13 protein-coding genes are annotated in these 11,200 nt (G+C 50.7%); 9 read left to right on the top strand and 4 right to left on the bottom strand.

All coding sequences use genetic code 11. The annotated features are described in order from the left end of the window. Positions 1–2 precede the first annotated feature (2 nt). Positions 3–461, bottom strand: coding sequence for an EVE domain-containing protein (locus AC04MQ_RS12165; RefSeq protein WP_475392181.1), 459 nt, complete (start codon positions 459–461; stop codon positions 3–5). After that, positions 458–853, bottom strand: coding sequence for a YchJ family protein (locus AC04MQ_RS12160; protein WP_475392180.1), 396 nt, complete (start codon positions 851–853; stop codon positions 458–460). Before AC04MQ_RS12160 ends, AC04MQ_RS12165 begins: the two co-directional genes overlap by 4 nt. 125 nt (positions 854–978) lie before the next feature. Here AC04MQ_RS12160 and AC04MQ_RS12155 point away from each other — a divergent pair, with 125 nt between their 5' ends. The 6 genes from AC04MQ_RS12155 (at position 979) to AC04MQ_RS12130 (ending at position 8,132) form a co-directional block, all read left to right on the top strand. Next, positions 979–1,746, top strand: coding sequence for an SDR family NAD(P)-dependent oxidoreductase (locus AC04MQ_RS12155; RefSeq protein ID WP_475392179.1), 768 nt, complete (start codon positions 979–981; stop codon positions 1,744–1,746). A 2-nt stretch (positions 1,747–1,748) separates the two neighbouring features. After that, the gene (gene fumC / locus AC04MQ_RS12150; RefSeq protein WP_475392178.1) at positions 1,749–3,161 is read left to right on the top strand and encodes a class II fumarate hydratase; all 1,413 of its coding nucleotides are present in this window, start codon (positions 1,749–1,751) and stop codon (positions 3,159–3,161) included. Between the two features lie 47 nt (positions 3,162–3,208). After that, positions 3,209–4,141, top strand: coding sequence for a hypothetical protein (locus tag AC04MQ_RS12145; RefSeq protein WP_015090457.1), 933 nt, complete (start codon positions 3,209–3,211; stop codon positions 4,139–4,141). A gap of 14 nt (positions 4,142–4,155) precedes the next feature. Continuing rightward, on the top strand, positions 4,156–4,596 hold the full coding sequence (locus AC04MQ_RS12140; RefSeq protein ID WP_015090458.1) for a hypothetical protein: 441 nt from the start codon (positions 4,156–4,158) through the stop codon (positions 4,594–4,596). 22 nt (positions 4,597–4,618) lie between these two features. Next, the gene (locus AC04MQ_RS12135; protein WP_475392177.1) at positions 4,619–6,637 is read left to right on the top strand and encodes an ATP-dependent helicase; all 2,019 of its coding nucleotides are present in this window, start codon (positions 4,619–4,621) and stop codon (positions 6,635–6,637) included. 130 nt (positions 6,638–6,767) lie between these two features. Continuing rightward, positions 6,768–8,132, top strand: coding sequence for a PAS domain-containing protein (locus AC04MQ_RS12130; RefSeq protein ID WP_475392176.1), 1,365 nt, complete (start codon positions 6,768–6,770; stop codon positions 8,130–8,132). Here the strand turns inward: AC04MQ_RS12130 and AC04MQ_RS12125 are convergent, their stop codons facing one another. Together AC04MQ_RS12125 and AC04MQ_RS12120 are read right to left on the bottom strand one after the other, a co-directional pair. Next, positions 8,133–8,819, bottom strand: coding sequence for an RluA family pseudouridine synthase (locus tag AC04MQ_RS12125; protein WP_475392175.1), 687 nt, complete (start codon positions 8,817–8,819; stop codon positions 8,133–8,135). It abuts the gene before it with no gap. Then, a complete protein-coding gene (locus AC04MQ_RS12120; protein WP_015090462.1) occupies positions 8,816–9,226 on the bottom strand; it encodes a hypothetical protein in 411 nt (136 codons plus the stop codon). The genes AC04MQ_RS12125 and AC04MQ_RS12120 overlap by 4 nt, the downstream gene beginning before the upstream one ends. Before the next feature lie 117 nt (positions 9,227–9,343). Here AC04MQ_RS12120 and AC04MQ_RS12115 point away from each other — a divergent pair, with 117 nt between their 5' ends. From AC04MQ_RS12115 to AC04MQ_RS12105, 3 genes are all read left to right on the top strand, one after another. Next, a complete protein-coding gene (locus AC04MQ_RS12115) occupies positions 9,344–9,598 on the top strand; it encodes a hypothetical protein (RefSeq protein WP_015090463.1) in 255 nt (84 codons plus the stop codon). 69 nt (positions 9,599–9,667) lie between these two features. Then, a complete protein-coding gene (locus tag AC04MQ_RS12110) occupies positions 9,668–10,597 on the top strand; it encodes a ParA family protein (protein ID WP_015090464.1) in 930 nt (309 codons plus the stop codon). A 12-nt stretch (positions 10,598–10,609) separates the two neighbouring features. Next, a complete protein-coding gene (locus AC04MQ_RS12105) occupies positions 10,610–11,197 on the top strand; it encodes a hypothetical protein (protein WP_015090465.1) in 588 nt (195 codons plus the stop codon). Positions 11,198–11,200: the final 3 nt, after the last annotated feature.

The raw sequence follows: 11,200 nt of genomic DNA, 5'->3' as shown, positions 1-11,200 counted from the left end.
TTCTAAGCGCCACCCAGTTTGGTCAGAATATCAAAGTGCTTTTTTTCGACAGGCTGAATGGAAAGGCGAGAGCCTTTTTGCAAGACCAGCATGTCAGCCAGCTTGGCGTTGTCGCGCAGCTCAGGCAGACTGATGTAGTTTTTAAAGTGCGATACATATTCGACCTGCACGCAGAACCAGATTGGTTTTTCTTTGGTCGCCTTGGCATCAAAGTATTCAGATTTTTTGTCGAACTGCTCTTTGTCGGGCTCAGCCACTTTGGAAATACGGGCAATTCCAGCCACGCCCGGCGGAGTCGCATTGGAGTGATAGAACAGCACTTCGTCGCCGACTTGCATGTCTTTCATCATGAAGTTGCGCGCCTGGTAGTTGCGCACACCGGTCCACCAGGTGGTTTTGTCTTTCTTCAGTTGATCCAAAGAAAAGACATCCGGTTCTGATTTCATCAGCCAGTACTTCATTTGGTTTTCTCCGCTTTGATTTTTCCGGATTTGAAGAACCATTCGCCCGCTTGTTTGCGGAAAAGGCTGACTTCGTGATGGATAAAGTCTTCATCATCGACGTTGTAGTAGGCTTTGAACTCGACAGTTCCTTTGGTGCCCTTTTCTTCGGCGTGAACAATCTCAAGCTTCAGGAATTTTGCACGCTCAGCCCATTCGCGGTTGGCCTCTTCGTCGATTTGATCCAAAGTCTGAGGATCTGTCGTATCCTGCAGGTACTCCATTTGATTCTTGGCAAAAGCGCTGTAACGAGAGCGCATCAAAGCTTCGGCGGTTGGCGCTAAAGCTTTGCCAGAGTGATAAACACCACAACATTCAGAATAAGTTTTCTCAGAACCACAAGGACATGTCATAGCCCGCGAAACTACCAGAATTCCCCCTAAAAGGTACCTGCTTACTTTTTCCGAAGCGTTGCGTTAATTGGCTTGCAGGGGTGCCCTTCCAGAGGGGGGCTGCTATCGTTTTGGGGTGAGGTGAAATGATGGCTAAATGGGCTTTGATTACTGGGGCAAGTTCGGGAATTGGCTGGGCAACGGCGGAAGCGCTGGCAGCGCAAGGATTTGATATTTTCGTGACCGGACGTCGCTATGAAAAACTGCAGGAACTGGAAAAGTCCATCAAAGCCCGTCATCCCGGGATTCAAGTGAAGCTGGCTTGTTTTGACGTGTCGGACCGTTTCGAGGTCAGTGAATTCGTCAAAGCTCACAAAGCGGAAATTTCCGAGGTGGAAATTCTGGTCAACAACGCGGGCCTGGCTCGTGGGGTTGAAAAAATGCAGGACGCCTCTTTGGATGATTGGGAAGTCATGATCGACACGAACATCAAAGGCTTGCTGTTCATGACCCGCGCCGTGGTGGAACACATGGTGAAAAAGAACTCGGGTCATATTATAAATTTAGGCTCGGTGGCGGGCCGCTGGACTTATCCAGGCGGCGGCGTTTACTGCGCCACCAAATTTGCTGTGCGCGCGCTGTCTGAAGGACTGCGTATGGATTTGCTGGGGACGCGCGTGCGTGTGACCAACATTGAGCCCGGCATGGTGAACACGGAGTTTTCCGTGGTGCGCTTGGGGGATCAGGCCAAGGCCGACAAGGTCTATGAAGGCATGACTCCGCTGTCAGCGCAGGATATTGCAGACACTGTTGCATGGTGCGCCGCCAGACCGGCCCATGTGAATATTCAAGAACTCGTTATTTATCCCACAGACCAGGCCCATGTCGGCCAGGTCGCTCGCAAAGGAGTGTAGTGATGGCAGAGGGCGGATTCAGAATCGAAAAAGACACCATGGGTGAAGTGAAAGTTCCCGCAGACAGGTTCTGGGGGGCGCAGACCCAAAGGTCCACGGAAAACTTCCGCATTGGGGGCGATCGTTTCCCACGCGAAATGATCCGGGCCCTGGGGATTTTGAAAAAATCCGCCGCCATCACCAACGAAAAATTAGGCTTGCTTGATCCGAAGAAAGCCACGGTCATTGTGAAGGCCGCTGATGAAGTGATCGCGGGGAAGCTTGATGCGCACTTTCCATTGGTGGTGTGGCAGACTGGTTCCGGCACACAGACCAACATGAATGCCAATGAAGTGATCGCCAATCGTGCGATGGACATGATGGGCATCAAACTTCCCAGCAAGGAAGTTCATCCCAATGATGATGTGAACAAAGGCCAGTCGTCGAATGATACCTTCCCAACGGCGATGCACATTGCCGTTGGCGAGCAAGTTCATCATCGTCTGATTCCCATGCTGGAAAAGCTGCATAAAGCTTTGGAAAACAAACAGAAGGAATTCAAAGACATCGTGAAAATCGGTCGCACCCACTTGATGGATGCAACCCCGTTGACACTGGGACAGGAGTTTTCCGGTTACAGCACCCAGGTAAAACACTCGATCCAAAGAGTGAAAAATACCTTGCCGCATCTGTATGAGCTGGCACTGGGCGGGACTGCCGTGGGAACTGGTTTGAATACGCATCCGAAGTTTGCTGTTGAAGCTGCTGCTGAAATCGCCCGCGAAACGGGGATTGCCTTTGTTTCTGCGGAAAACAAGTTTGAGGCTCTGGCAGCACATGACGCTTTGGTGGAAGTCAGCGGAGCGCTGAACTCGGTCGCGGTGTCCCTGATGAAAATTGCGAACGACATCCGCCTGCTGGGTTCGGGCCCGCGCTGCGGGATCGGAGAGCTGCATTTGCCGGAAAATGAACCGGGAAGTTCCATCATGCCGGGCAAGGTGAATCCCACTCAGAGCGAGGCCATGACCATGGTCTGTGCCCAAGTGATGGGAAACCACGTCGCTGCCACAATTGGCGGGGCGACCGGGCACTTTGAGCTGAACGTATTTAAGCCCGTTATCGTGTTCAATGTTCTGAATTCCGTGCGCTTGCTGGCGGACGCCGCAGAATCCTTTACCGATCACTGCGTGGGGGGCATTGAAGCCAACCGTAAACAGATTCAGAAGCATCTGGAGCAGTCTTTGATGCTGGTGACGGCACTGAATCCTCACATTGGCTATGACAATGCAGCCAAAATTGCCAAAACTGCCCATAAAAACGGCACAACACTGCGCGAAGAAGCCATCAATCTTGGACTGCTCTCTGGCGAAGAATTTGATAAGATAGTAAAACCGGAACAGATGGTTGGCGCCGCGGACGCGGGCAGAGGCGCGTAGGCGCACAGAGTGCAGCGCCCACAGGTGCGGAACTGGAGTAACTTAGAATGAATTCTCTTTTGGCAAAAGCGGACTGGATGAATCGTGACGACATCAGACCCTATGTCTTTGTTCGTCCCGAAAATCAGATCGCCCAGCCCGGATCAGCGCACCGCTTGGACTGGTTCACTCAAGCTCCAGTGATCAAAAATCCCCTGGACGTGAAAGAGCTGGCTTTTGCCGATCGTATTTACTCTTTGGAAGAGCGTGCCTTTGGACCGTCAAACATGGCCATGCCTCGCTGGGTCTTTTATGACTGTGCGGTGATGCCGGGGTTTGTGGCGGGCTTTGCGGCTCGTCCATCGGCTCTTTCTAAGGCGGCGCGTGAGGCGCTGGACCCCAAAAAGTTCCCGGCCAGCCTTTCTCCGATCAAGTCCTCCGGGGTTCTAAAAGAAGTTGAGTCCCTGGATGACATGGACTGGATCCCATTGTCCCTGTTTATCATTATCCCGACGATGCATAAGGGCGAGTGGGTGGCGCACAATCTGTGTTCTGTGAACTCTCTGTTGCCTAAAGAGGAGCAGTTCTACGGTCTGGGTTTCATGTCCAAGGCCTTTGGTCTTTGGTACGCCAACGTGGAGCAATGCTCCGGGATGACCCAGTGGGGAAGTCCGGCTTTGAAGCTGCACTCGCATTATGGTCATTTAGAGGTAATTGGGGCTTACGCTCCGGTGCATTCTCATGCTAAAACTATTACTTACCGCGTACAGGTAAATACCCAGTGCTGGGAAAAGTTCTTCAACAAAGAACCGGATCTGGCCTTCCTGGAAAACTACGGACCGACGGGCACGTTCATCGATCCGAAACAGGAAGTGAGTATGTTGAACTTCCAGCAGCGCATTGAGCGCGGAGAGGGCCCTTTCTACCTGAGTGCAGGGGAGATTGCCCAGAAGAAGCTCGACGAACAATTGATGATTTATAGTTTGAAACAACAATACTAGATAGGAAGATACACATGTCCATGAATGCCCTGCCACCGGTCGCGAAGTCCTTTTTTGCGTTCTGTAAAAAATGTGATGCTGACAGATACCATGTAGTTCTGGCTCACACGACGGCGACTTCCGCAAAGATCAAATGCGAGATCTGCGGTTCTCAGAAGACGTATTCTCTTCCTAAAGCTCAGACTAAAACAGGCAAGCCTTTGACAGGTGCTGCAGCGAAAAAACGTGAGCAGACAATGAGCTCCCGCAAGTCCAGCCACCGCAATGAATACGAAATGCTGATGTCCAACGACGCGGCAGCGACGGCGACTTACAACATGAAGGGCAAGTTCGAAAAGAACACCAAGCTGCAACATCCTAAGTTCGGCCTGGGCTTCATCAAGGACGCCTTGACTGATAAAATTGAAGTTGTGTTCGAAGACGAAGTTCGTACTTTGATCCACAACCGTCAGTAATTTTTTATAGAATCGAAAATTAATGGATTGGTTTAAGGGGCTTAACCCCGAACAACAAAAGGCCGTGAAGCACAACTTCGGGCCTTTGTTGATTTTGGCGGGTGCCGGTTCAGGCAAAACGACGGTTCTGGTTTCCAGAACAGGACGACTGATTTCAGAGCGTGTGGCACAGGCTCAGGAAATCTGCGTGCTTACTTTTACCAACAAAGCCGCGCGCGAGCTGAAACATCGCGTGGGCGCAAAGCTGGGAAGTTCCGGGTCGGGCATGTGGGCAGGGACTTTCCACTCGTTCGGATTGCAGATTTTGCGCCGGTTCCACAAACATGCGGGTCTTTCCCCGTATTTCGGCATTGTCGATCAAAGTGACTGCAATGCCATCGTCAAAGACCTGATCAAAGACATCAAAAACTCGGGCAAAGACAAGTTCGATGCCGACAAGATCCTGAACATGATCAATGACCGTCGCACGGGCATGGCCCCGCAGACGGAAGCTTTTGACGAATACCACGAGATGGTTGAAGTCCTGACGCCGAAATTCACCAAACGCCTGGAACATCTGGGGGTCGTGGATTTCGAAGGTCTTTTGATCAAACCAATTACTTTGTTCAAAGAAAATCCCGAGATTCTGGAAAAAGTGCAGGGCATGTTCACGCAAGTGATGGTCGATGAGTTCCAGGACACGAATCGTCTGCAAATGGACCTGATTGCGCAGATCGTGAAAAGCCACAACAACATCGCGGTGGTGGGTGATGATGATCAGTCGATTTACGGCTGGCGGGGGGCGGAAGTGAAGAACATCCTGAACTTCCCGCAGGAATTCACACCGTGTGAAGTGATCAAGCTTGAACGCAACTATCGTTCCTCCGCCGAAATTCTAGCGGTGGCGAATGCGGCGATTTCCAAGAATAAAAACCGTCACGGCAAGGTCCTGCGCCCGCAGGTTGCTGAAGACACCGGTCAGTTGCCAGAGCTGTTCATTCTGGATCGTGAAGAGGACGAGTGTGAATTCGTCGTCACTGAAATTCTGAATTTCCAAAGACAGGGCTATTCCTATAAGGACATGGCCGTGCTTTATCGTTCCAACACACAAGGGGGCTTGATTGAGTCCTCGTTGCGTCGTGCGAACGTGCCTTATCATATCTCGGGCGGCACTTCGATCTTTGACCGTCGAGAAATCAAGGACCTGATGGCTTATTTAAAACAAGCCCTGGCTCCGAATGAAGTGTCTCTTCGTCGTATCATCAACGTGCCTTCGCGCGGGATTGGTGACACTTCAATCGAGAAATTGAGCGAATTTGCACTGAAAAAACGTATCAACTTTGTCGATGCCTGCCGTTTCTGGCAAGAGGCGGGTGTGCAGGATAAAGCCGGCGCTGCGATCGATGATCTGATGATGTTCATTGAAAATCTTCCGAAAAACATCCTCGATTTCCAGGTGGGTTCAACCCCTGGGGCGAAGATGGTTCAGATCTTCCAGGATATTGGTTACCGTGAATACGTTTATGGAACGGCCGCAGATCCGACCAGTGCCGAGAAAAAATGGATGGTCGTGGAAATCCTGGGACGCATCCTGGATTCATTCCTGGGTCGTCGCTCTTATGACGTTGAAAACATCAAGTCCTTCGTGGACTGCATGCTTTTGCGTGATGATTTGTCCGAAGAAGAACTGGAAAACAAAGTTCAGCTGATGACCTTGCACGCTTCCAAGGGGCTTGAGTTCCCGGTGGTGATTTTGGCGGGCCTTGAAGAAGACCTTCTGCCGCACAAGAATCTGGGTTCTGACATCGATGAAGAGCGTCGTTTGTTCTATGTGGGCGTGACCCGCGCGAAAAAACGTCTGGTGATGTCACGCTGTCAGCAGCGTAAGAAAAACGGCGCTGTTCGTCCGGTGGCACCGTCCCGATTTCTGCTGGAGCTTCCTAAAGAGCTTTACACTGAATTCCCTCTGGGGGCTCGACCTGTGGTCGGGCAGGAACGTGAGGATTTAGTGGCAAGTTTCCTGTCCAAGCTTGATAGTAAACTTGGGACCGCAAAGAAATAAGCGGTTTCCTCTCAAGATCTGAGTATTTTTTAATTTAATGTCTGAGCATCTGTCACTTTCGTCACTGAGAGCTAAGGATGCTCAGTAAAATGCCGATCAAAAAAAGTAATAGTTTTTTTGAGAGGTTCCCATGAAACGTCCAACGCCCACTCAGTCTGAAAGCCCCTTTGGCTTCGATGAATTCTTTTTCTCCACTACCGACAAACGGGGCGTGATCAGGTACGGAAACGATGTCTTCGTGCGTGTCAGCGTTTATCCGAAAGAAACCATGCTGGGGGCCCCGCACAGTCTGATTCGTCATCCTGACATGCCACGGGCCGTGTTTAAGGAATTCTGGAATTTCCTGAATCAGGGAAAAGCGGTGGGTGCTTATGTGAAGAATCTAGCCGGTAACGGCAGCTATTACTGGGTCTATGCTTTCGCGTTCCCGATTGGCGACGGATACCTGTCCGTGCGCTTTAAGCCATCATCCGAGCTGTTTTCGGTCGTGCAGGGGCTTTATGCCGACGTTCTGGCTTTTGAGCAGCAAGAGCACAGCCTGGAGGAATCACATCAGTATCTGCTGGCGAAAATCCAGAAAGCTGGCTTCACGGACTATGAAAACTTCATGATGAAAGCCGTCATGGAAGAACTGAAGTCCCGCGCCGCGCAGGTGCTTGAATCAGAAACCCGCTCGTCCTCGGCTCACGGTGCCGGACAGATTACCGCCGTCACCAGTTCCACCACTCGTAAATTGAATGATGTCTTTGATAAGCTGCGGGATTTTCAAGGCGCTAATCAAAGCCTTGATGGTGCCATGGGCCGACTGGATCAGGGGTTTCAACAGCTGAAGTTTATTTCTATTAACATGAAAATTGCCGCAGCCAAGTTCGGTGAGATGGCGGCAAGTCTGGGCGTGGTTTCTCACGAGTTTTCGGTTTTGTCCGGTACGATTGAAAAACATCTGGGCGGACTTGCGGGCTTTGTCCAGGAGCTGTCGGGTGTGATTCAGAAGTGTGTGTTGCGGGCGGCGGCCTTGAATGTGCAGATGCTGATGGTGGACTTCTTTGTCCGTGAATCGATCGCGAAGCTGGCTTCTTCAGAAAATGCCTTTGACGAAATGCTGCAGAATCAGAAGGCCTTTTCAGATATGTTTGCCCAGTATTGCCAAAATCTGGATAAAGAGTTTTCTGAATTGAAGAAAAGCCTGTCTGCGATTTCCTTTGAAATGCTGGAAGTCGCCAAGTTTGTTACCGGCCTTGAAGTGGTTCGTCAGATGGGGGCGATTGAATCAGCCCGCACGACCGAGATTAAAAACAGCTTCACGCACTATCTGGAAGCCATGGATGATTTTATTCATCTGCTGCGCGAAAGCACCGGCGAAATCGGCCGGGGAGTGACATCGCTGACTTCAAATTCCGAATTCATAGTGTCCTCGATTCGAAATATTTCTGGCAACGTGGATCAGATTTTTGCTCTGGCCTCTTCGTCGCAAGAGCAGCAGAAGGCCGGCTAATCAGCCTTTCAGCGCTTCTTTGAATTCCGGCGGCAGCGGGGCTTCAAAGGAGTGCTTGTACCCATTAATCATGACAGTCATACGTGCAGCGTGCAGAAACATGCGCTTGGTCTGATAGATGTTGGCCATGCGTTCGTTGTACTTGGGATCGCCATAACGAGTGTCACCCACAATGGCATGACGGATCAGAACACTATGCTTGCGAATCTGATGCTGACGTCCGGTGATCAGACGAACTTCCACGAAAGAAAAATACTTGTTGGCTTCAAGGACTTTGTAAAGTGTGCGGGCTTCCACACGGTCTTTTAAAAGGCCTTGTGGATTCTTGCGTCCTTCGGCCTTGTCGGAAATAGGTGTGTTCCATTCCTGCCAATCGGTGCTGACGGGCAGTTCGCCGCGCAAAAGTGCGTAATAAGTCTTTTCAACTTTGTGTTCCTGAAACTGCCCGGAAAGATTGGCAGCAGTTTCGGCATCCAGGCCCACCAGCAACAAGCCGCTGGTTTCCTTGTCCAGGCGATGCACGGGGTGAATGTCCTGATAGGTTCCCGGTGTCAGTTGTTTTTTTAAAAGCGTGCGCACATCGGGTGGGTCATTGTGAACAGAAACGCCCGAAGGTTTGTTGATCACCAGCCAGTGTTTGGATTTTTCAAGGATGGGGATTTGGATCGGTGCAGGCGGGCGGCTCATGGGATCTCCTTCAGGATATCCTGCACCAATTCCTTGGGCAGATCCTGAGTGCTCAGTGGACTTTCAAACAGGGCTCTTTCTTTACGGGAGATCGCCAGTGAATGCACGGAAATTAAAACAATCAGATTGAACAGGAATCCGCCCCAGCTCAAAAACAGGAAAAAAGTTCCCATCAGCAGGATGTTCTTTTCATAGGCTTTCAGATTCTGCTCTTCGGCACCCTCAATGAAGGGCTCGACATCCGAGCGGGACTCGCGCCAGTAAAGTCCGACCTTTTGCAGGTTGTTTTGCAGCTGTCGGTAGGCAGGGGAATTGACCTTTTTTCGGTGCATCCACAAGTGCAGTCCGGTGACGGATGCCGAGGGAATCCAACCGATGACATAGGCGGCGGCAAGTTCGGGTGCCATAGAGGTCCTTTCAAGAGCTTTTAAAGCATATTCCTGTGGTTGATTCTTAGCAAGTCTGGGCCCGGGGGTTTGAGGCAGCAATGGGTTGCGGGGCAAAATACAACAAGGGAGGTTTCTATGAATCCGAACATCAATGAGTTCCTGAATTTCCTGGATAAAGAGGACGACACGGATTATGGCGACTTCAAGCGCGAGGTGGATCTGCATTTAATGCAACTGGCAGAGTCCATGCGCCCCCTAACTAACGAGCAGGTCCTGCAATTGCGCCGAATGCGCGAGCAATTACTCTGGTCTTATAAAGACGATATCGAGGAAATGCGCTCCCTGCTGAAGCAGGAGGTCAGCCACCTTGAGGATTTTGGACCTTCCTAGGTTTTTCGCGCTGCGTGTTTCCAAGCGGAAAACCCCCTTGTACGCTTGAAGGACTGACGGAGGTCCTTCATGTCCACTTTGGCGCAACAGGAGTTTTGCATTACTCTCAGCGATTTGGCCTCGTTCATGGAGATTCCTCCAAATCAAATCAAAGCCAAGGCTGAAAAAACTCTGCAACGAAAAATTAAATCCCCGTGGCTGCTTCCCGAAGAAGCCCGTCAGTTGTTGCTGGCTGAAGGTTACAAATATCCCCACAAGGTGATTTCCATCCAGATGCTCAAGGGTGGGGTGGCGAAGACCACATCCGTGCTGAACATGGGCCTGCGAGCCGCGATGTACGGAGCACGCGTGCTGTTTGTGGATTTGGATCAACAGGCCAATTTGAGTTTTGCTTTGGGTGTCGAGGACGAATCCCTTCCTGTTTGGGTGGATGTCGTCGAAAAAAAGAAAAGCATCGACGAGTGTGTGCGCTTTATCGAGCCGCATGTTGATTTGATTCCGTCCAGCCTGAACAATTCAGTTTTGGACCGGGTGTTGCTGAACTCCAACCGTAACTGGTCTTTGGCGGTGAAATCTCCGCTGGAAAAAATCAAACACCGCTATGACCTGATCCTGATCGACACGGCTCCAGCCCTTAGTGCCACGAACACGGCCGTGACTGTGGCTTCGGACGAGGTGATTTTGCCGGTGAATCCGGACAAGTTCGCCTTTATGGGGCTGCAAAAGAACCTCAGCGAACTGGAAGACATCCGCAGCGACTTCAGTCTGGAGTTCTCGCGTAAAGTTCTCTTTACCAAGTTCGATGGACGTGAGAAGTTCAGTCATGAGCTTTTACAAAAGTGCATAGAGTCTTTTGAGGACTCGCTGATGAAAGGATATATTCGAACATCAGCCGAGGTGAAAAATACCGTGCGCTCCGGTAAAAGTCTTTATGCCGGAAAGTCTCCGATCAAAGCTGACTATGATTTTGTAACCCGCGAAATGTTGGGATTTGTTTAAAAGGAAGTAAACATGCCAGAGATCAAACATTACGACGCAAAGAAAAAGCATCATCATCCAAAAAAACGCCGTCCTCATCACGAGGCTCAGGCTGAAATCGACGAAGCCGCTGAAATTCGTGGTGACGCCGAAGAAATCATCGACGAGGCCCACGCTTCTATGAACGAAGCCCATGCCACAATGGAAGCCGCGGATGAAATCAACACCGAAGCACAAAACGAAGGTGTGAAAGTGGACGAAACCATGCGTGAAGCCAAAAAAATGGTTTCCGAAGGTGCGCCGATTTACTCGGAAGACACTGTGGATTCTGACATTCACCATGCAGAAGAAAAAGTTCACTTGGAATTCTATGGCAGTGAAGTGATCCGCCAAAAAGCCCCCAAAGTGATGGAAATCGCCGACACCGTGGCTGACGAGTGGAAAAAAGACGGGCAGTTTGAAGGTTTGCCAGTCGGAAACCCGATCGCCCAGATGGCCGCCGCAAAAGCTTTGCGCACAGCCAAGGATGTTGATAAGAAGCTTGAAGAAAAAGGCGTCTATGCCATGGCCAAAATGGGCATCGACCTTATCAAATCCAAGATCGAGAAAAGAAATCATTAGAAC

The organism is Bdellovibrio sp. MYbb2, from assembly GCF_056175685.1.
The sequence above is the reverse complement of the archived record's forward strand: the minus strand, read 5'-3'. Positions and strand labels throughout refer to the sequence as shown.